Raw genomic sequence first — 19,886 nt, forward strand, 5'->3', positions numbered from 1 at the left:
ACACAGTTACGTGGGTATGATCCGGGAGTCTTTCACCAGGAGTTTGACCATGGCAGATGCCGATACGTTCAATAATCCGGGTCTCAATGCGAAGTGGCAGGCCCGTTTCAGCTTCTTCGATCGCTTCGGCGGTCCCAGCTCCCCGGAATACAAGGCGGAGCTCAAGAAGCTCCCCTTCAAGGAAAAATTGATCGTCAACGCGAATATCTTCGCGTTCTTTTTCGGCCCGATTTACTTCTTCATCCTGGGCTTGTGGAAGAAGGCGCTGGTGCTGATCGGCCTTGTCATCGCGGTGAGCATCCTCCTGTCGATCGTCGGCGCGCCGGATGCGGTGTACCGCGGCGTGGGCGCGGCGTTCAGCGTGATCTACATGCTGACGGCGAACTATTCGTATTACCTCAAGCGTGCCAAGGGCCAGGACAACTGGAACCCGTTCGAAGGCATGCGTTTCTGATAATTGCTGCAGCGTCGCAGGATTGCCGTCGAGGCGATGCCTGCGACAGCGAAGCCATTTGCTACATCGGCAGGGTCGGCAGGAAGGTCGGCCGGCGGAATGCGTGAACCTGGCGTTCCAGCCCATAAGCGATCTCGATCAGGGTCGGCTCGCTCCATTTCGTTCCGAAGAACACCACGCCCACGGGCATGCCGTAAGCGACGCCCACGGGTAGCGTGATCGACGGATAGCCCGCGATGGCGGCCGGTGCCGAGACGCCGCCGACGGTGGGATCGCCGCTCACCACATGATCGCCAAGGACGAGGTCGCTGGTGAATGCCGGCCCCCAACTGGGCGCAAGCAAAGCGTCCAGGTGATCCTTCTTCAGTGCAGCGTCGATACCCTCGGGCCCGGCGAGTCGACGATTGGTGTCGCGTTTTTCGATGAATGCGGGGTCGTCGATACTGCCTTTCGCCTGCGCGGCGATAAACAGGTCCTGGCCGAACCACGGCATCTCCTTCGACGCCTCCTTGTCATTGAAGGCGATCAGGTCGGCAAGCGTCTTCATCGGCTGGTCGGGGCGCGTGGCCAGATAGGCGGCCATATCGTGTTTCAGGTCGGTGAGCATCACGTCGATCTCGCGATCGCTCAACTCGTGCAGGTGGGGGATGTCCACCGGATCGACGACGATCGCTCCCTGTGCTTTCAGCACGGCGATGGTCTTCTCCAATGCGCGATCCGCGTTTGGTTCGATGCCCGCCAATTGCCGTACCACGCCGATGCGTTTGCCGCGAAGACCGTTGGGGTCGAGGTGACGCGTGTAGTCCGTGACGTGTCGATCGGCTTCCGCGGTTGCTGGATCACGCGGGTCGCTGCCAGCGATGACACCGAGCACGATCGCGGCATCGGTGACATCGCGTGCGATCGGGCCGGCGGTGTCCTGGGTGGTGGATATGGGGATGATGCCTGCGCGGCTGACGAGGCCTACCGTAGGCTTGATGCCGACAAGACCGTTCATCGATGCAGGGCAGATGATGGAGCCATCCGTTTCCGTGCCAATGGACACCGTGGCGAATCCAGCGGCGACGGCTGCCGCCGAGCCCGCGCTTGAGCCGCATGCGTTGCGATCCAGGATGTACGGATTACGGGTGAGGCCACCACGCGCACTCCATCCGCTGGTGGAATGCGCGGAGCGGATACTTGCCCACTCGCTCAGGTTGGCCTTGCCCAGGATGATCGCGCCGGCCTTGCGAAGCTTTGCCGTGACCGTCGCGTCGCGTGGCGAGGGTTTTCCGGCGAGGGCCAGCGAACCCGCCGTGGTCTGCATGCGATCGCCGGTGTCGATATTGTCCTTGAGCACGATGGGAATGCCAGCGAGCGCTGCGTTGGAGCGTGGTTTGCCTGCGATATCCAGTGCATCGGGGTTTGTCTCGATGATCGAGCGTATCGTCGGGCCGGCACGATCCAGATGCGCGATGCGATCAAGAAAGAATTGCGTGAGATTCCGCGGCGTCAGTTCGCCCGAGGCAAAGGCCTTGCGCAACGTCGCGATGGAGGCGAAGGCATCGTCCTCACTGGCATCGCGTGCGATCCCTACATTCGCCATACAAGCGAGTGCGAATCCCAGCCCAACGGTCTTCATGGAGCGTGCGTGCATGGCGTTTCCCCAAGATGGTGTGCAACAGGCGACCGCCGACGCGGCCCATGGCTATACTGCCCTGACGCCACGTCCGTGCGCGAGTGGACGGACGCCCAAGGTATCGCCCAGGGAGAGCCACATGCGATCGATCCGCCGTTGGTTGGCCGTGATGGCCATCCTGTCCTGTATCGGTTCCGCCACGGCCACGGATGCCTCCGTGCCGGACACGCTGGTCCAGCGCATCGCCGCGTGCACCAGTTGCCATGGCGAACATGGCGAGGGTGGCGACAACGGATTCAATCCGCGACTCGCCGGCAAGCCGGCGGCCTATCTCGCGCGACAGATGCAGGACTTCCAGCGAGGGTTGCGGCATTACCCGCTGATGGAACACCAGGTGATGAACCTCAGCGAGCCGTACATGCGCGAGATCGCCGAGTACTTCGCCGCACAAGAGGTGCCTTATGCGACGCATCCCGCACCGTCCGTGACGGCGGAAGCCAAGGCCCGAGGCGAGCGTCTGGCGACGCAGGGCGATCCGGCACGGGGTATACCTGCCTGCATGGCCTGTCACGGCCCGCAGCTCACGGGTGTCCAGCCCGATATTCCCGGTCTGGTCGGACTGCCTTACGACTACCTCAGCGCGCAGCTAGGTTCATGGCGCACGAACACACGCCATACCGTGGAACCCGACTGCATGGCGACCATCGTCAGTCGGTTGACCGACGCGGACATCAGCGCAATTTCCGCATGGCTGGCGACACGCCCCGTGCCTGCCGACGCACACGCCGCGCCTGCGGGTAGCGTGACGCCTCCGCTTCGTTGCGGCGTGCTGGGAGGCTGAAGCGATGCGAATGATGAAAGCCTTCCTGTTCGCATGCCTGGGCATCACAACCATCGCGCACGCGGACGATATCGTCGAGCGAGGTCGTTACCTTGCCACGGCGGGCGATTGTGCGTCCTGCCATACCGCGCGCAACGGCAAGCCGTTCGCGGGCGGTCGTGTGATCGCCACACCCTTCGGCCCCATCCCAGCGCCCAACCTCACCCCTGATGCGGAGACGGGCATCGGCGGATGGAGCGCCGACGATTTCTTCCACGCATTGCACGAAGGCAAGGGGCGCGATGGCACCTCGTTGTATCCGGCGTTTCCGTTCACCTCCTACACCAAGGTGACACGCGCGGACTGCGATGCAATCTTCGCGTGGTTGAAGACTTTGCCCGCGGTTCGCCAACCGGCACTGCCGGACACCTTGCGCTTTCCCTATCGCATGCGCTGGCTCATGGGACCCTGGCGTACGATTTTCTTCGATGCCGGTGAGTACGTCGCGGACGCGTCGCGACCGGCATCGTGGAATCGCGGTGCCTACCTCGTGCAGGGGCTGGGTCATTGCAACGAATGCCATGCGCGCCGAAACAGCTTCGGCGCACCCGTGACGGAGCCTTTCCTCGCCGGGGGCATTATCCCGGTGCAAAACTGGTACGCCCCCGACCTGTCGATGGGTGTGAATGGTGGCCTTGCCGGTTGGAGCGAGGCGGACGTGGTCACGTTGCTCAAGACCGGGCGTTCGTCGCGCGGCACGGCGCTCGGTCCGATGGCGGACGTGGTCATGAAAAGCACCCGTCACCTGACCGACGATGACCTGGCCGCCATCGCGACCTACCTGAAGTCGTTGCCGGACCCGGAGCCGCGCAAGCCGGGTGAATCCATCGCCGGCGCGAAGGATCTGGTCGCCAACGGACGCGGCACCTATGAGCGCCAGTGTGCCGCCTGCCACGGTGACGATGGGCGAGGGAAGGGTGATGCCTATCCTCCGCTGGATCGCAATCCGACGGTCACGGATCCGACCGGCATCAACGTCATCCGTGCGGTGCTTTCGGGCGGGTTCTCTCCCGCGACGGAAGGCAACCCGCGCCCCTATTCGATGCCGCCGTTCTCGCAGCGACTCGATGACGACGAGGTGGCCGGGGTGGTCAGCTATATCCGCCAGGCCTGGTCGAACAAGGCCTCGGCGGTGTCGCCCGGCGATGTGCGTGCCTACCGCTCGGTGCCGGGGGAATGAGCGAGCACGGCATCCGCGAGGGCCTGCCACATCGCGATGTTCCACGAGCGTCGCGCCTGGCCCGAGGGTGAGGGCAGCACGAACAGGCGTGTGCCCTCCCATGTGATGTCCTGCCACCCGTAATCGGCTGCCGCTCCTAGTGCGGAGCGACCGGCGTGCTTGCTGGTGAAGGCCAGGATACCGGGGCGGAAGCGCTCGATCTTTTCGCGCAGGCCGGCCACGTCAAAGGCACCGACGGGCAATTCGTTGTCGTTACCGAAGTGGTGTTTCGACAGGTCGGTCAATCCGAAGCCGAGGCTGGGAGCCAGCGGGAACTCGGCGGGCGCGAGCAGGCGCGGGGTGAGGCCCGTGCCGTGCAGCGTACGCCAGAACATGTTGCCCGGATGCGCGTAGTACGCCCCCTCGCGTGCGGAGCGGGTGCCCGCCGCGGTGCCGCAGAACACCACGGCGAGGCCTGGGGCGAGCACATCCGGAAGGATGGCGTCAGTCACGCGGCGGCGGTTCGCGGACGTCGCCCCGCCGGTCCTCGATGTAGTACAGGGGGCGTCGCTTCGTTTCGGCATAGGTGCGCCCGACGTATTCGCCGATCAGGCCGATAGCCAGCAACTGGGCGCCCCCGAGGAAGAGGATCACCACCATCAGGGTCGGGTAACCCCGCACGGGGTCGCCCCATAGCAACGCTTTCAGGAAGACCCAGGCGGCATAGACGAAGGCGAGCATGGCGGCGGCGAAGCCCAGCCAGGAAGCAACCCGAAGTGGCGCCGATGAAAACGAGGTGACGCCCTCGATGGCGAGATTGGTCAGCCGCCAATAGTTCCACTTCGTGGTGCCCGCGTTGCGGGCGTCGCGATCGTAGACGAGCGAGCTTTGCCGGTAGCCGATCCAGGCGAACAGGCCCTTCATGAACCGCTGTCGTTCGCGCAGGGCGTTCACCGCCTCCACCGCGCGACGGTTCATGAGGCGGAAGTCGCCGGTATCGCGCGGCACGGGGGTGTGCGACAGGCGCTCCATGGTCCGGTAGAACGCCGCGGAGGTGAAGCGCTTGAACCAGGTTTCGCCGTCGCGGCGGGCTCGCGTGGCATAGACCACGTCGTAGCCCTGCGCCGCGCGCTCCAGCAGGGCGGGGATCAGCTCGGGTGGATCCTGGAGATCGGCGTCGATGACGACCACGGCATCGGCGTCGATGTGGTCGAGACCGGCCGTCATGGCCGCCTCCTTGCCGAAGTTGCGGGACAGGCGCAGGGCCTGGACGCGCTCGTCGGTGCGAGACAAGGCATCGACGAGATCCCAGGTGGCGTCGCGGCTTCCGTCGTCGACGTAGAGCACATGGCAGCGCATGGGGAGCGTGTCGAGCACGGCCGCGAGGCGGCGATGGAATTCGCCGATGACCTCGGCCTCGTTGTAGGCCGGGACGAGGACAGCCAGGGAGCCGGGGGGCGTCAAGCGGAAGCTCCTGGCAGGCGACGATGTCCGGGTCGCCCGGCTAGAATGCCGGTCCGACCGCTTGGTTGGCGGCAATTCATTCGACGGATCCTCATGTCCCGATTTTCGCTCTCGCGTGGACTGGCGGTGTTGGCGCTGGTCTGGACCGCGCTGCACCTGCCGTTGTTGCTCGGCTTCAGGGTGATGCCGGGCGACGCGATGAGCGAGTTTTATCCCGTGGTGTATTTCAACAGCCACAGTTTAAGGGAGGGGCTGGCGCCTTGGTGGAATCCGTTGCTGTTTTCTGGGTATCCACAGGTCGCCGACCCCCAGGGGATGCTGTTCTCACCCCTGTTGATGGCCTGGATGCTGCTCCGTGTCTCTCCAGGTTCCACCTGGTTCGTCTGGGGCGCCCTCCTGCACCTGCTGCTCGGTGCGTTCGCCATGTTTGCCCTGCTGCGCCGCCTCCGCGTGGCGTGGCTGGGCGCGCTACTGGGGGCGACGGTGTTCATGGCCGGTGGCGTGGCGTCCTCGCGCATGCAGTACACGCCCATCCTGATCGTCTACTGCCTGCTGCCCCTGGCGCTGCTGACGCTGGGGTGGCTGCTCGAACGTCCTGGTCTTGGCAAGGGACTGGTACTGGGCCTGGTCATCGCCTGGATCCTCGTCCAGCCGGTCCAGCTGACGTATTTCGCGGGCCTGATGCTGTCGGTGTTCGCCCTTGCATCGATCGTGCGTCGCTGGAGCGACTGGGAACCCGCCACGCGATGGCGACTCGCCGGCGCGCTGATCCTGGCGGGGGTGGTGGGTATCGGGCTCGCATTACCCCAGTTGCTGTTCAGCTACGCCTTCGTACAGGTATCCAATCGCCCGTCGCTACCGCTCACGGATGCGCTCGAGCGTGCGCTCGACTGGCGGACCCTGCTCACCCTGTTCGACCCGAACGCATTGCACAGCCTGCGTGGTCGTTACCAGGGGCCGGCCGATCCGATCGAAACCTTCTTCTATGCCGGTGCGCTGCCGATGTTGTGCATCGCGTTCGGCGCGCGGGGGATGTGGACCGAGCCGACGTGGCGGCGACACCTGATTTTCTTCGGCGCCGCCGCGCTCGTGGCGGTGATCTACATGGTCGGCGACCATACGCCGATCTACGGATGGCTCTACGAGTGGTTCCCCGGTGTGAAGCAGTTCCGCCGTCCTTCGGACAGCGCCTACATGATCAACCTGTTGCTCGCCTTCGCCACGGCATTCGGGTTGTCGCGCGTGGACCTGTCGTCGCGACGGCAGCTCTCCTGGCTGTTCGGGTTGGCGGCCGCATGGCTGCTGCTGGCCAGCCTGCACATGCGTGGCGAGGGTGAGCCCTGGCAGGCGGCGAGCATTCTTGCCGCACTGGTCGCGGGTGTCGCCTGGGTGCATGTACGGAAGGATCGTCGCATCGGCGTCGTCGCGTTCTGGATGCTGGCGCTGGTCGTCGTGGACTACCGTTGCTTCAACCTCAATGGCGTATTCAACCAGCGTGGCGATCCCGCGCGGCGCTTCCATCGCGAGGCATCCGTCCACATGCTTGAAGGGCGCTTTCGAGCCTATGCGCCTGGCGGACTCGCGCCGCGCACCGAGACCCACGGCCTTGGCGCGGGATGGCGCAACAATGTCGTGCTCGACGACATCCCGGCGACGCATGGTTACGGTCCGCTGCGCTGGGCGATCTACGATCGCTGGTACGGTGCGGATGTCTACACGAGTGGCGATGGTGCGCGACCGTATACGCCCTACAACAACGATCCGGGTAGCCCTTTGAACCGGTTGCTCGGCGTGCGTTACATCGTGCAACCCGCCGGGCAGGGCAGCGCACACTGGCTGACGCCCCTCGGCGAGGATGCCACGGTCTACGCCGACGCGAAGGTAGAGGTCATCGAAAACACCGCTGCCTACGCACGCGTACTCGCGCCGACCGACATCCGCCGCCTTCCTGTCGGGCAGGCACTTTCTCCGGAGTTCTTCGCGACCACGGATTTCTCAACCACGCTCTGGCTCACGCCAAGGGATGCGGTGGATGCCCATGATGTTCCCGCAGGATGCGATGGCCAGCGGCACATCGACGCCACGACGGCGACCAACATCCATATTGGCGTGCGTTCATCCGGTGAGCGCGCCGGCTGGATCGTCGTGACCGACCAGGATTTCCCGGGCTGGGTCGCACGCATCGATGGTGCTGAAGTGGCGACCCATCGGGCCGATGGCCTTTTGCGCGCGGTCTGCGTGCCGATGGGAACGCATGAACTGACCTTCACGTTCCAGCCGTGGCGCATGGTCACCGAGGTGTTGCGTCGTCCCAATAGTTGGCGGTGACGTCTCCCGTCGCGACATGCCGTGGACATTCCGTTCGCTAGGCTAGGGAGTCATGAGCCTTTCCGATTGGGTGCCAGACATCAGGCATCCGTGGACGCGCTTCGCGCTGATCGTCGTGATCGCGCTGGTGGCCGCGGGTATCCTCCGCCGGGTGGTCCACGCCTTGCTGCGTCGCCTCGCGGTGCATCATCCGATGAGCGCGACGATCCTCCGGCGGGCGAATGCCCCGCTTGAGTCGATCGTGCCGTTGACGATGCTGTTGCTCTCGTTCCGGGCCGCGCCCGATGAACCCGCGGGACTGATCTCGGGAGCCGAGCACTTCCTCGGCATCGCCCTGATCGCCGCTGTCACCTGGTTCCTCGTGCGCTGCGTCGGCGCCCTGGACGCCGCGGTATCGCGCTTCAATCCCATCGACCTTGAAGACAACCTGCGTGCCAGGCGCGTGCAGACACAGGCGCGCGTGCTCAGTCGCACCGCGATGGTGGTGATCGTCGTACTAGGCATGGGCGTCGCGCTGATGACCTTCCCCGCGGTCCGGCAGTTCGGCGCGAGTCTGCTGGCCTCGGCGGGACTGGCGGGCCTGGCCGTCGGCCTGGCCGCGAAGCCTGTACTAGGCAATCTCATCGCGGGCATCCAGATCGCCCTGACGCAACCCATCCGGATCGACGACGTGGTGATCGTGGAAGGCGAGTGGGGGCGCGTGGAAGAAATCACCAGCACGTATGTCGTGGTGAAGATCTGGGACGAGCGCCGCATGGTCGTGCCCCTGCAGTACTTCATCGAGCATCCGTTCCAGAACTGGACGCGGCGCAGTTCGCAGATCCTGGGTTCGGCGATGCTGTGGTTCGATTACGGGCTGCCACTGGACCCACTGAGGGACGAACTCCAGCGTATTTGCCGTGATGCGCCTGAGTGGGATGGCCGCGTGTGCGTCCTTCAGGTCGTGGATACCAACGACAAGGCGATGCAGTTGCGTGCGCTTGTCAGTTCATCCAATTCGGGCAAATCGTGGGATCTTCGCTGCAAGGTGCGCGAGGGGCTGATCGGCTTTGTCCGGCGCGAGTTTCCGGCCTACCTTCCACGCCTGCGCGCGGGTGTCGAGGTCGCCGCCGACATGGCGACCCCGACGGAATCCCCAGGGGATTTGACTCAGACCAGCCCGTGATCGCGCACGTAGTCGCCGAGCAGGCTATCGTGGTCCACGCCCAGCTTGCGCATGGCATCGCGTTTCTGTCGGCTGATGGTCTTCACCGACTTGCCTTCGCGATCGGCAATCTGCTGTAGCGACATGCCATTGACGAACGCCTTGATGACCTCTTTCTCGCGCGGGGATAGAGGGGCGCCAGGCATCGCCACCGACGACTCGTCGGCTTCGTTGAGGATGTCCAGCAGGGTTTCGCTCAGGTAGGTTTCGCCGTCGTGGATCGCCTTCGCGGCAGTGGCGAGTTCGTCCATCGGCGCGCGCTTGTCGATGACGCCGCGAGCGCCACGGTTGAGCATCGAATTGAGCGCCGCGGGCCGGTTTATCATGGTGAGCACGATCACCGCGAGGTGGGGATGTTTCTCCTTCAGGGTATCGAGCAGGACGAAACCGTCGTCCTGTTCGTCCGCGGGCATGAGAAAATCCGTAATCACCACGTCGCAGGGCGTGGTCTCAAGCAGGGCGAGAAGCTCCTTTGCGCTCTTTGCTTCGCCGACGACGTCGATATGCGCATTCCTTAGCGCCAGGGCACCTCCGACGAGAACGAGCGGGTGATCGTCCGCCAGAATGACTTTCAGTGGCATGCCTTGATTTCTCCTTAAACTTGCATTGCGACACAACGTGTATCGGACTGATTATGCCCATTAAGGTTCCCCTTACGAAGACCAGGCAGTGACCCGAGCCATCCTTCTGTTAATCCTGCTCGTGCTAGCGCCACTGGCCCGGGCTGTCCCGGAAGCCGCCCTGTCGGCGCAGGACGCCGACTGGCTGCGGAAACACCCTGTCTGGACGGTCGGTGCCTATCGCGAGGGGTATCCCCCCTTCGAGGAGCTGCGCGGTGGCGAACTGGAAGGCCTGGGCCCCGACTACCTGAAGGAAATCGCACGTCAGCTGGGCGTCACCCTGCAGACCCGCGTCTACCCCACCTGGCCGGCGCTTCTGGCCGCGCTGGCGCGTGGCGAGATCGACGTGGCCACCTCGGTGACCCCTCTTGAGCAGGGGATGCCCGGCATCCGTATCGGGGCGACCTACTTCGAATCCCTGCCTGCACTGGTGGAGCGGCTCGACGGACCGCCGATCCATCGGCCCGGCGAGCTGATTGGTAAACGTCTGGCCGTCCATACGGGATACTTCGACGTCGAGGCATTGCGCCGCGAACTGCCGGAAACGACCCTGGTGGAGACGGAATCCACCGCGGATGCCTTGTCGCGCGTACGTTCGGGAGAAGTCGCCGCCTACATCGACAACCCGTATTCCGCGCGCGAGTTCGTCAGCCGCCTGAAGATGGACCACGAACTGGGCGTCGGCATGCCGCTGGCGCTGCCCATCAGTTCACTGGCGTTTGCCGTGCCGGAAACGCGCGCACCCATTGGTCGCGCCATCGACCTGGCCCTCGGCGACCTCACTGCGGCCGACCACGGGCGCCTGCGGGCGCGCTGGGTGGGGCGCGATATCGCGCCCCGGCCGCAACTCGGTGGCATTCCCCTCAGCGAGAAGGAAAAGGCCTGGCTGCACGACCTGCCGCCTTTACGCCTGGGCGTGGACCCCAGCTACGTGCCTTTCAGCCTCATCACGGGGCAGGGCGAGGCGGAAGGGCTTGCGCTGGACTACGTGCGCGAGATCGCCGCCGAACTGGGCGTGCGCGTGACACAGGTGCCCAGCGAGGATTGGGCGGGCACCGTGGACAAGGTCCGTCATGGCCAGGTGGACCTGGTGGCCGCGATCAATCCGCAAAGTGCGACCTCGCCCGACCTCGAGGCGAGCGTTTCGTACCTGGATTTCCCGATCATGATCGTCACCCGCGAGGGGGCGCCGACCATTGCGGGCCTTGAAGACCTCGCCGGTAAGCGGGTCATCGGCAACGTGACGCGCGAACCCATCCGCCGCCTGTTGTCCCGCATTCCCAACGCGGAGATCGTGGCCGCGCCCACCGAAGCCGAGGGCCTGCGTCGTCTCGCAGCGGGCGGTGGTGACGCGTTCGTGGGCAACCTGGCGTCGATCGATTACCTGATTCGTGAGAATTTTCTTGGTCAGTTGAAGGTCGCCGCGCCGACGGGCGAAAACGAGCCGATCGCCATCGGCGTGCGCCGCGAGTTGGCGGATCAACTGTTGCCCTTGGTCAATCGCGTGCTGATGAACCTGCCCACGCACCGGCAGCAGGAGATCCGCAACACCTGGTTCGCCTCGCATTACGTGGTCGGTCCTACCTGGAAGGAGTTCGCGGGACGGGTGCTGCCGTTTGCCGTGCTGCTGCTGGCCTCGCTGATCGCGATCAGCTACGCCTATATCAACTTGCGCCGGGAAACGCGTCGTCGCGAGCGGACCGAGCGCCGGCTCGCGGAGGTGACGGCCCATGTGCCCGCCGTGGTCTACGAGGCCGTGCGCGGCACGGATGGGGCATACAGCATGACCTACGTGGGCGGCGATCCGCAGTCCATTCTCGGCATGGAGCCCGCGCAGATGCTCGCGGGCGGCGAGAGCATGCTGGTGCCCGTGGCGACCGAGGAGCGCGCCGCGATGCGCGAAGCTTTCGAACGGTCCGCGCGCGACCTGCGTCCCCTGCATGTCACGGTTCGCGCACAGGTCGGTGGACGCGTGCGTTACCTGAGTTCCGACGCGGTGCCCCTGGCCGCTGCCGACGGCACGGTGCGCTGGAACGGTTACTGGGTCGATGTCACCGCGCAGGAGTTGGCGTCGCGTCATCTCGCCCATGCACGCGACGAAGCGGAAGCGGCGACACGTGCGAAGAGCGACTTTCTGGCGACGATCAGTCATGAAATACGCACGCCGATGAATGGCGTGATCGGCCTGCTCGACGTGCTGGAGCGGACGCGCCTGGACGATACGCAGCGACGCATGGTCGCCACGATTGAGCATTCCGCCGAAGCCTTGTTGCACATCCTCGACGACGTACTCGATTTTTCGAAGATCGAAGCCGGGCACCTAACCCTCGATCCGCGTCCATCGGATCCACGCGCGATCGTCGAAGGCGCATTGGCGATCATGGCTGGGCAGGCCGAAGGCAAGGGGCTGCATCTGGTCTCCCGGATGGATGGGGCATTGGCCCTTGCGGTGCTTGTCGATGACGGACGCCTGCGCCAGGTCCTGCTCAACCTGTTGGGCAATGCGATCAAGTTCACCGCCGAAGGCGAAGTGGCGATCGACGTCGTCGTGGCGGAGCAGGTCGGCGCACGCCAGCGCCTCGTGATCACGGTGACGGATACCGGTATCGGCATTCACGCGGCGAAGCTGCGTCATGTCTTCGCACCTTTCAGCCAGGCGGAGTCGTCCACGACGCGTCGTTTCGGCGGTACCGGCCTCGGCTTGAGCATCTCGCGTCGCCTGATCGAGCGCATGGGGGGGCACATCGCCATTGATAGCGAACCTGGCCAGGGCACGCGGATGGTCGTCACGCTGGAGCTGCAGGTAGTGGACGTGCCGTTTTCGCCCGAGATCGCCGGCAACCCGGACATCGCGCCGATCAACCGGCATCCCGGCATGCGGATACTGCTGGCGGAAGACCACCCTGTGAACCAGGAGCTGGTGCGCGTGCAACTGGGCATGCATGGCTATGCCTGCGACGTGGTGGACGACGGCCAGGCTGCATTGGATGCGCTGGAAAGATCGTCCTACGACCTGCTATTGGTCGATTGCCATATGCCACGGGTGGATGGCTATGCCGTGGCACGCGAAGTGCGCCGTAGGGAAGCCGGGGGAAATACGCGCCTGCCGATCGTCGCCATGACCGCCGATGCCCGCGCGGACCAGCGCGATCTCTGCCTGGCCGCGGGCATGGACGACCTCTTGCGCAAGCCTATCCGGCTGGAGGCATTCCACGAGGCGGTGGAGCGCTGGCTGGGACATGCCGAAGCGCCGTTGCCGTCGGTCGACATGCCGCGGATGCGTCGTGCTTTTGGTTCCGACGAGAACGTGGCCAAGGTGATAAGGGCCGGCGTGACCACCACACGCGACGCGCTCGACCGCCTGGCACCTGTGCTGGAACGTGCCGAGCGCGAGGAGGTGGCCGGCTGGATCCACCACGTGCTCGGCGGCGTCAACGTGTTCGGCGCATCGGAGATCGGTCTGTCGGGTGAGCGCCTTGAACTGGCCTTGCGCAACGGTGCCGCTCCGGATATCGCGGCGGTCCGCGTTTTTGCGGAAGCTGTGCGCGAATTCAGCGATGGGCTTGAACGATTCGCGGAGCGATTGGTACCGACGGTGTAGCCGATATCAGTCGTAGTCGACGGCGAGGATGGCGAAGCGTGTCTTTCCGCCGGGCAGTTCCGCCTCGAATTCGTCGTCCACGCGCTTCTTGAGCACGGCGCGCGCCAACGGCGAGTCCACGCTGATCCAGCCTTGTCGCGCGTCGGTCTCGTCGGGGCCGACGATGCGATAACGCACGGTGTCGCCGGTTTCCACGTTCTCCAGCTCCATGGTGGCGCCGAAGAACACGGCATCGCGCTGCGATGGCGCGGTCTCCACGACCTTGAGCGATGGGATGCGTTTGCTGAGGTAACGCGCACGCCGGTCAATCTCGCCGAGTTGCTTCTTGCGGTAGATGTACTCCGCGTTTTCCGAGCGATCGCCCTCGGCCGCCGCGGCAGCAAGTGCCTTGACGACCTCGGGGCGCACCGTGTGCCACAGGTGGTCGAGTTCGCTCTTGAGTCGTTCGAAACCCTCGCGGGTGATGATCGCGGTGGATGACGGCGAAGGCGGACGCCAGCGACTCATGGCAATGTACCGGTGGCGAGGTGGTCGAGCAGATCGGCGATATCGGGCACCAGGGGATGTTCCGGGTAATCGTGGAGGAGGGCGCGAGCAAGGGCGAGGGCATCGTCGACGCGGTCGAGGCGTTCGAGCAGCCGCGCCGCGAGCAGGCCGTAATGAGGCGCGCCTGCGTCGCCGGGCCAGGTTCGCAGGTAGCCGGCCGACAGGTGCGCGGCCAGCCGGATCATGCCGCCATGGGCTGCGGCCTCGGCCAATGGACCGCATGTCGTGGGCGCATCAGGGAGGAAAGCCGGGTCGATGTCGAGCGTGTCCTGCACGACACCCAGTGCGCGACGGTTCTCGCGCGCTACGACGAGCGCGGCGATCCATATCTGCGCATGGACCAGCAGTTCCTGCTGTCGTTGCTGGCTGCGCAGCAGCTCGCGGTAACGCAGATGAATGGGCGCGGGGGCGATGCCGTCGCGAATGCGATCGGTGAGGATGTCGGTGGCGGCGGGAATATCGTCGCGTGCCACGTCGTTCACGTGCTTCAGCAGCGCCGTGTCATCGTCCTGATGGAAGGCCTCCACCAACTCCTCCGACTCGGGGCGATAACCCAGCGTTTCGTGACGATGGTGGATGAGCGCGCCCATGAGGTGGAAGTTGTAGACGGTGAGGTAGTTGGCGATGGCGAAATAAGCAAGCATGCCGAGGAAGCTCGGGCCGCGGTCATTCATGGCGTATTGGGCGCCACTTTGCAGCAGGCTGGTAAATGCCACCACGCCGAACAAGGCCATGTAATGGCTGCCAAGCCGGCCGATCACCGCGATCCAGGTCGCTGGATTCAACGCCGTCAGCACGCCGTCGAACGTAAGCGACATCGTGATGGCCGGCAACACGAAGGCGAACGCGATCGACACCAGAAGGCCGGGGATGCCCAGCAGGATGGGAGCGAGCACGGCGATGGCGTTGCCGGTGACCTGGATGACCACCAGTGCGAAGCCAGTCCTGTCCTGTGATTCGAGGGCCACTTCCGGCGGATCTGCGTAGCCGTCGGCCGAGCGTCGCAGGCATTCGAAAGCGTAGGCATAGATCGCCACCCAGCCCAGTCCCGTGATCAGCAGGCGCGCGCCGGGAAAGAAGGCGAGGATCTCGAATAGCGTGATCGCGACGATCGCAAGTGGCGCGGAGCCGCGCAAGGGGTAGCGAAACCCCGTGCGGATGCGTTCACCAAACGGTGTTGCGGCATCGACCAGTTCAAGGCGCATGGTCAGCGCTTGCCGCCGAAGATGCTGCCGAGAATGCCACGCACGATCTGCTGGCCAGCGCGCGTGCCTGCCGCGCGAACCATCGACTTGGCCATGCTTTCCAGCATGCCCTGGCGTCGCGACGTACCCAGCACCGCATCGCGCAACGCGCCACCCCATCCGGCTTCCGCGCCGGCGGCGGCCCTGCCGGGGCCTTTCACGGGAGGTGCGTCGTCGGCGCTCTTCTCGCTGGCGCGCGCGGCGAGCAATTCCTCGGCGGATTCCCGGTTCACCGGGGTGTCGTACTTGGCACCGACCGGCGAACGCGAGCGAACGGTGGCGCGCTCCTCGACGGTGATGGCGCCGATGCGGCATTCCGGCGTGGCGACCAGGATCTTTTCGACGGGGGAGGGCACGCCGCCCTCGCCAAGCGTGGAAGCGAGTGCTTCGCCGGTGCCGAGCGTGCCGATGACGTCGGCGACGTTGAGCTTCGGATTGCGGGTGAACGTTTCCGCCGCGGCCCTCACCGCCTTCTGGTCGCGTGGCGTGAACGCGCGCAGCGCGTGCTGCACGCGATTGCCGAGCTGGCCGAGGATCTCGCCGGGGACGTCGTCCGGATTCTGCGAGCAGAAGTACACGCCGACGCCCTTGCTGCGAATCAGGCGCACCACCTGTTCGACACGCTGGCGCAGCGCGGCAGGGGCATCATCGAACAACAAGTGGGCCTCATCGAAGAAGAACACCAGCTTGGGTACGTCGAGGTCGCCTACTTCAGGCAACTGCTCGAACAGCTCCGACAGCAGCCAGAGCAGGAACGTGGAGTACAGGCGTGGCTTGAGGATCAGCGTCTCGGCGGCCAGCACGTTGATGACGCCGCGCCCGCTCATGTCCTGGCGCATCAGGTCGGCCAGCTCCAGCGCGGGCTCGCCGAAGAAGGCGTTGGCGCCGTCCTGCTCCAGCTTGAGCAGCGCACGCTGGATGGCGGCGACGCTCTGCGCACTGATGAGGCCGTAACGGGCGGAGATGTCCTTCGCATGTTCGGAGGCGAAGCCCAGCATGGCACGCAGGTCGCCGAGGTCGAGCAGCAGGAGGCCCTCGTCGTCCGCCACGCGGAACACCACCTCGAGCACGCCCTCCTGCGTATCGTTCAGGTCGAGGATGCGGGCGAGCAGGGTGGGGCCCATCTCGCTGATGGTGGCGCGGACCGGATGGCCGAGCTTGCCGTAGATGTCCCAGAACACCACCGGATTGGCCTGGGGCTTCCAGGCGGACAGGCCGAGTTTCGCGAGCCGGGCCTGGAGTTTGTCGCCCGGTGCGGCGGCCGCCTGGGACAGGCCCGCCAGGTCGCCCTTGGCGTCGGCCAGGAAGCAGGGCACGCCAAGGCGGGAGAATCCTTCGGCGAGCAGCATCAGCGACACCGACTTACCGGTGCCCGTGGCACCGGCGATCATGCCGTGGCGATTGCCGTAGCGGGAGTCCAGCTCGACGGAGGCGTCGTCGTTGCGGCCGATGAGGATCCTGGGCATGGCGCTATTCCTTAAGAAAATACTGAACAAGTCTACGCAACGGTATGCCGCTACGGGAAAAAATCGTCCGGGGCCCCCTTGAGTTGAGAGGGGTCCGGGATTAACGTTGCGGGCATTGTCGTACCCGAGCCATGAGAATGCCTCTTCGTTTCCCTCGTTCCGCCATGTTCCTGCCTATCGCCCTGCTCGTCGGTTGCGCCTCCAGTGGCGGCCCGCGTCCCGGCAAGGCCGTGCCGCAGGTCAATGCGTTGTACGACCGGATGAACCAGGCAAGCAAGGCCTACGAGGCGTCGATCGACCAGGCGCGCCGTGGTGACACCCCTAACGCAGAGAAGACCCGCAAGCAGGCGCTCGACCAGCTTAAGGATGCCTCGGCCCGTTGCGGCCTCACCCCGGGTTGCGATCCGCAGCGTTTCGCCGCGGTGTTCGATCGCCTGTTGCGCCTGAAGGACGGCAGCTTCATCGAGGGCGAGGACGCCGACGACACGCCGCAGGGCGCCGAGGTCGGCGTGCAGCCGGGCGACGCGGCTGGCTCGCCCGTGGCCCTGGGTGCCTTGCCGCAGGCCGAGCGCAGCGTCACATTGCTCAAGGGCCAGAAGTTCGCCGACATGATGGTCATGAATGGCCCGGTGAAGGCGTCGCTGGAGATGTGGCTCACCCAGCTGCGTCCCAACCTGATGGACGCCTACGTCAATTACCAGATGATGCGCTACAAGATGTCGCCGGCCTACAAGTCCGCTGACCTGCCCGAGGCGCTGCTGTTCGGCATCATGGCGAAGGAGTCCGGCGGCAAGGTGCATGCAGTGTCGCGTTCCGGCGCGTCCGGTCCCTTGCAGTTCATGTACGCCACCGGCTTGCGTTTTGGACTGTCCAACGACAGTGGTTTCGACCAGCGCTTCGACCCGACGATGGCTGCGCAGGCCAATGCGCAGTACATCAACGAGCAGCTTGCCACGTTCAACAACAACCTCGAGCTGACGCTGGCCGCGTACAACGGCGGCGAAGGGCGCATGCGTCGCATCGCCCAGGCCAACCCCGGCGCGGGCTTCTACGATCCGCAGATCTACGGCCAGATGTCCGCGGAAACCCGCGACTACGTGCCGATGGTGCTTGCCGCCGCGTGGCTTTACCTGCATGCGGACAGCTACCACCTGCGCTGGCCGAAGATCGACGGCGAACCTGGTCAGATCGTGCTCAAGCGCCCGGCGTCCATTTCCGAGCTGACCATCTGCCTGGGTTCGGCCGAGGGCATGAACGACGGCTGGTTCCGCACGCTGCGCAACCTCAATCCGCGCCTGGATCCGCAAGTCAGCCAGCCGGTCGGTACCCGTCTGGACGTACCCAAGCAGCTGGAAAAGGCCTATGCGTCGACCTGTGCCGATGGCCCGTGGCCGATCCTTGCCAGCGACCTGCACAACGCGGTGAAGATCATCGCGCCACCTCCGCCGGCCGCCACCTCGGCCGCGCTCGCCAACGGCCCGGCTCCGTCCTCGACCTCATCCCGGCCGTCGTCCAGCGCGTCGAAGAGCTACACGGTGCGCCGCGGCGATACGCTCGTCAGCATCGCGCGCAAGAGCAGCTGCGCCGACGTGGAGTCGATCGCGAAGATGAATGGCCTCAAGGGCCACCAGTTGCAGGTGGGGCAATCGCTGCGACTGCCGGTCTGTCGCTGACGCGACTCAGGTCGCCGCGCGGGGCTCCATCCATTCCGAGGCGACATCGCGTCGCTCGGAGGCGGACAATTCCTTGATCTGGCGCATCAGCCGGAGGATCTGGCGGTGCAGTTCCTCCATGCCCGGCCGGTGCGAGTCCAGCGTCTCGTGATAGACCGAGGCGATCCATAGGGTTACGCCGCGCGTGGCGATCAGCGGGTTTTCGGAGCGCGCCTTGGTCAGCCCGATATCCGGGCCGTGCCCATAGGTGCTGTAACGCTCTTCCGGCGGGGTACCGTACAGGTGCGGGAAATCGCAGGCGGCGGCCTGCTCCATCTCCCGGCGTACCAGTTGCTGGAGATCGGCATGCGTACGCACGGGCAGGTCGAGAACGACACGCTCGATATCGGCTAGCTGGCGACGAAGACGGATTTCGCGGTTCAGCGCGATGAGGTGGGTGACCAGACGCATGGACGACTTCCCCTAGTACGGATGCTTCTTGGCTTCGACGCCTCCCTCGAAAGGGGTATCGAAGGCCCGAAGCATACCGCCGGCCCAAGTCAAATGTAAGTCGTTCTCGTCACATTGTGACGCGGTGGGTCACGCCGTGGTGCCGGCCCAGCGACCGAGGCGCTGCCCCATCTGCACCACCTGCTGTGGCGCCAGCGAGTCGAGTTCGTAGCCCTCGGGCAGCAGCAGGATCACGGTGGAACCCATGTTGAAGCGGGCCATTTCCGCGAAACGCTCGAGGGTGACGCCACGGGCACGGCAGTCCACCTTGCGGATATCCGACGCGTAGGGCGGGATGGTCAGGCCGTCCCACACGGTGGCGACGCTGGAGACCAGGATCGCGCCGACCATGACGGAGACGAAAGGACCGTGCTCGCCGTCGAAGTGGCAGACCAGGCGTTCGTTGCGGGCGAACAGGCGGGGGATGGCCTCCACGGCGAATGGCGCCACGCTGAAGATGCGTCCCGGGACATGGGTGGTGCCCAGCAGCTTGCCATCCAGCGGCATGTGGACGCGATGGTAGTCGCGCGGTGACAGGTAGATCGTCACGAAACTGCCGTTGCGGTAGGCGGCTGCGGTGGCCTCGTCGCCGAGCAGTTCGGCGGCGGTGTATTCCTGGCCCTTGGCCTGGAAGATCCGGCCGTCACGGATGCGGCCCGATTGGCTGATGCGACCGTCGGCGGGGCACAGGATCGCCTGCGGATCCGGGTCGGCCCGGCGCGCGTCCGGCTTCAGCTTGCGGGTGAAAAAGGCATTGAAATGCTGGTAGGCCAGCGGGTCGGGCTGGGCCGCCTGGCTCATGTCCACGTCATAGCGACGGACGATCTGCCCGATCAGGAAGTTCTTCCACGGAGCCCACTCCCAGCGCGTGGCGTGGTAGACGATCCGCGAAAGGAAGCGATGCGGGAGGATGTATTGAAGCAGGACGTTGGGCTTCATCGGCGGGAGTATAGGGGACTCTGCCGCCGGGGCCAGCATGACCGACCGCCTGCCTTGGAGGGGCTTCTACACATTTCCTTCATGTAAGCGGACTTATAGCGTGACCCCGAACGGTCCCGTCTCCGGACGGATGGGACCCTGAGTCGTGGCAGGCAGGCGTGGAAGGACGCCAGCCCGCTACGTTGGTGGCCGCCATGGCGG

16 protein-coding genes are annotated in these 19,886 nt (G+C 65.2%); 7 read left to right on the forward strand and 9 right to left on the reverse strand.

All coding sequences use genetic code 11. The features are described 5' to 3' along the window. The first annotated feature begins 49 nt into the window (after positions 1-49). The gene (locus GAK28_RS12445; protein ID WP_291779352.1) at positions 50-454 is read left to right on the forward strand and encodes a DUF2628 domain-containing protein; all 405 of its coding nucleotides are present in this window, start codon (positions 50-52) and stop codon (positions 452-454) included. A gap of 61 nt (positions 455-515) precedes the next feature. Here GAK28_RS12445 and GAK28_RS12450 read toward each other — a convergent pair whose 3' ends face one another. Next, entirely contained in the window at positions 516-2,039 is a 1,524-nt protein-coding gene (locus GAK28_RS12450; protein ID WP_291779355.1) for an amidase, read from the reverse strand. Positions 2,040-2,211: 172 nt separating this feature from the next. Here GAK28_RS12450 and GAK28_RS12455 point away from each other — a divergent pair, with 172 nt between their 5' ends. Both GAK28_RS12455 and GAK28_RS12460 read left to right on the forward strand, forming a co-directional pair. After that, a complete protein-coding gene (locus GAK28_RS12455) occupies positions 2,212-2,913 on the forward strand; it encodes a c-type cytochrome (protein WP_291779357.1) in 702 nt (233 codons plus the stop codon). Between the two features lie 13 nt (positions 2,914-2,926). Beyond that, positions 2,927-4,132: a cytochrome c gene (locus GAK28_RS12460; protein ID WP_291779360.1), complete on the forward strand. Its 1,206-nt coding sequence runs from the start codon at positions 2,927-2,929 to the stop codon at positions 4,130-4,132. Here GAK28_RS12460 and GAK28_RS12465 read toward each other — a convergent pair. Together GAK28_RS12465 and GAK28_RS12470 are read right to left on the reverse strand one after the other, a co-directional pair. Beyond that, positions 4,108-4,623: a mismatch-specific DNA-glycosylase gene (locus tag GAK28_RS12465; RefSeq protein WP_291779363.1), complete on the reverse strand. Its 516-nt coding sequence runs from the start codon at positions 4,621-4,623 to the stop codon at positions 4,108-4,110. The genes GAK28_RS12460 and GAK28_RS12465 overlap by 25 nt on opposite strands. Beyond that, the gene (locus tag GAK28_RS12470; protein ID WP_291779365.1) at positions 4,616-5,575 is read right to left on the reverse strand and encodes a glycosyltransferase family 2 protein; all 960 of its coding nucleotides are present in this window, start codon (positions 5,573-5,575) and stop codon (positions 4,616-4,618) included. Before GAK28_RS12470 ends, GAK28_RS12465 begins: the two co-directional genes overlap by 8 nt. A 93-nt stretch (positions 5,576-5,668) precedes the next feature. Between GAK28_RS12470 and GAK28_RS12475 the strand changes: the two genes are divergently transcribed. Together GAK28_RS12475 and GAK28_RS12480 are read left to right on the forward strand one after the other, a co-directional pair. Beyond that, positions 5,669-7,903 (forward strand): hypothetical protein, encoded by a 2,235-nt coding sequence (locus GAK28_RS12475; protein ID WP_291779367.1) that lies wholly within the window; start codon positions 5,669-5,671, stop codon positions 7,901-7,903. A gap of 52 nt (positions 7,904-7,955) precedes the next feature. Further along, positions 7,956-9,068: a mechanosensitive ion channel family protein gene (locus GAK28_RS12480; RefSeq protein ID WP_343161869.1), complete on the forward strand. Its 1,113-nt coding sequence runs from the start codon at positions 7,956-7,958 to the stop codon at positions 9,066-9,068. Here GAK28_RS12480 and GAK28_RS12485 read toward each other — a convergent pair. Beyond that, positions 9,053-9,688 (reverse strand): response regulator transcription factor, encoded by a 636-nt coding sequence (locus tag GAK28_RS12485; protein WP_291779369.1) that lies wholly within the window; start codon positions 9,686-9,688, stop codon positions 9,053-9,055. The two genes, GAK28_RS12480 and GAK28_RS12485, sit on opposite strands and share 16 nt — an antisense overlap. 88 nt (positions 9,689-9,776) lie before the next feature. On the opposite strand from GAK28_RS12485, the gene GAK28_RS12490 reads away from it, so the two are divergent. Further along, positions 9,777-13,328: a transporter substrate-binding domain-containing protein gene (locus GAK28_RS12490; protein ID WP_291779371.1), complete on the forward strand. Its 3,552-nt coding sequence runs from the start codon at positions 9,777-9,779 to the stop codon at positions 13,326-13,328. Between the two features lie 6 nt (positions 13,329-13,334). On the opposite strand, the gene greB is transcribed toward GAK28_RS12490, so the two are convergent. From greB to GAK28_RS12505, 3 genes are read right to left on the reverse strand one after another with little or no spacing between them, the layout of a single operon-like run. Further along, complete coding sequence (gene greB / locus GAK28_RS12495) at positions 13,335-13,835, reverse strand: transcription elongation factor GreB (protein ID WP_291779373.1); 501 nt, start codon at positions 13,833-13,835, stop codon at positions 13,335-13,337. Continuing rightward, positions 13,832-15,079 (reverse strand): hypothetical protein, encoded by a 1,248-nt coding sequence (locus tag GAK28_RS12500; RefSeq protein WP_291779376.1) that lies wholly within the window; start codon positions 15,077-15,079, stop codon positions 13,832-13,834. Before GAK28_RS12500 ends, greB begins: the two co-directional genes overlap by 4 nt. 2 nt (positions 15,080-15,081) lie before the next feature. Beyond that, the gene (locus tag GAK28_RS12505; protein WP_291779377.1) at positions 15,082-16,584 is read right to left on the reverse strand and encodes a helicase HerA-like domain-containing protein; all 1,503 of its coding nucleotides are present in this window, start codon (positions 16,582-16,584) and stop codon (positions 15,082-15,084) included. 164 nt (positions 16,585-16,748) lie between these two features. Between GAK28_RS12505 and GAK28_RS12510 the strand changes: the two genes are divergently transcribed. After that, positions 16,749-18,257 carry a transglycosylase SLT domain-containing protein gene (locus tag GAK28_RS12510; RefSeq protein ID WP_291779378.1) on the forward strand — a complete coding sequence of 503 codons (1,509 nt, stop codon included), beginning with the start codon at positions 16,749-16,751 and terminating at the stop codon, positions 18,255-18,257. Between the two features lie 6 nt (positions 18,258-18,263). Here GAK28_RS12510 and GAK28_RS12515 read toward each other — a convergent pair whose 3' ends face one another. Continuing rightward, positions 18,264-18,707 (reverse strand): hypothetical protein, encoded by a 444-nt coding sequence (locus tag GAK28_RS12515; protein WP_291779379.1) that lies wholly within the window; start codon positions 18,705-18,707, stop codon positions 18,264-18,266. Positions 18,708-18,836: 129 nt separating this feature from the next. Beyond that, positions 18,837-19,685: an archaetidylserine decarboxylase gene (gene asd, locus GAK28_RS12520; protein WP_291779380.1), complete on the reverse strand. Its 849-nt coding sequence runs from the start codon at positions 19,683-19,685 to the stop codon at positions 18,837-18,839. Positions 19,686-19,886: the final 201 nt, after the last annotated feature.

This window comes from Luteibacter sp., assembly GCF_009912395.1.
Lineage (GTDB): Bacteria > Pseudomonadota > Gammaproteobacteria > Xanthomonadales > Rhodanobacteraceae > Luteibacter.

Bases quoted from the DNA above. Each gene is read 5' to 3' on its own strand.
- GAK28_RS12445 (WP_291779352.1), top strand. From the start codon at position 50: ATGGCAGATGCCGATACGTTCAATAATCCGGGTCTCAATGCGAAGTGG.
- GAK28_RS12450 (WP_291779355.1), bottom strand. From the start codon at position 2,039: ATGGCGAATGTAGGGATCGCACGCGATGCCAGTGAGGACGATGCCTTC.
- GAK28_RS12455 (WP_291779357.1), top strand. From the start codon at position 2,212: ATGCGATCGATCCGCCGTTGGTTGGCCGTGATGGCCATCCTGTCCTGT.
- GAK28_RS12460 (WP_291779360.1), top strand. From the start codon at position 2,927: ATGAAAGCCTTCCTGTTCGCATGCCTGGGCATCACAACCATCGCGCAC.
- GAK28_RS12475 (WP_291779367.1), top strand. From the start codon at position 5,669: ATGTCCCGATTTTCGCTCTCGCGTGGACTGGCGGTGTTGGCGCTGGTC.
- GAK28_RS12480 (WP_343161869.1), top strand. From the start codon at position 7,956: ATGAGCCTTTCCGATTGGGTGCCAGACATCAGGCATCCGTGGACGCGC.
- GAK28_RS12485 (WP_291779369.1), bottom strand. From the start codon at position 9,688: ATGCCACTGAAAGTCATTCTGGCGGACGATCACCCGCTCGTTCTCGTC.
- greB (WP_291779373.1), bottom strand. From the start codon at position 13,835: ATGAGTCGCTGGCGTCCGCCTTCGCCGTCATCCACCGCGATCATCACC.
- GAK28_RS12500 (WP_291779376.1), bottom strand. From the start codon at position 15,079: ATGCGCCTTGAACTGGTCGATGCCGCAACACCGTTTGGTGAACGCATC.
- GAK28_RS12505 (WP_291779377.1), bottom strand. From the start codon at position 16,584: ATGCCCAGGATCCTCATCGGCCGCAACGACGACGCCTCCGTCGAGCTG.
- GAK28_RS12510 (WP_291779378.1), top strand. From the start codon at position 16,749: ATGTTCCTGCCTATCGCCCTGCTCGTCGGTTGCGCCTCCAGTGGCGGC.
- GAK28_RS12515 (WP_291779379.1), bottom strand. From the start codon at position 18,707: ATGCGTCTGGTCACCCACCTCATCGCGCTGAACCGCGAAATCCGTCTT.
- asd (WP_291779380.1), bottom strand. From the start codon at position 19,685: ATGAAGCCCAACGTCCTGCTTCAATACATCCTCCCGCATCGCTTCCTT.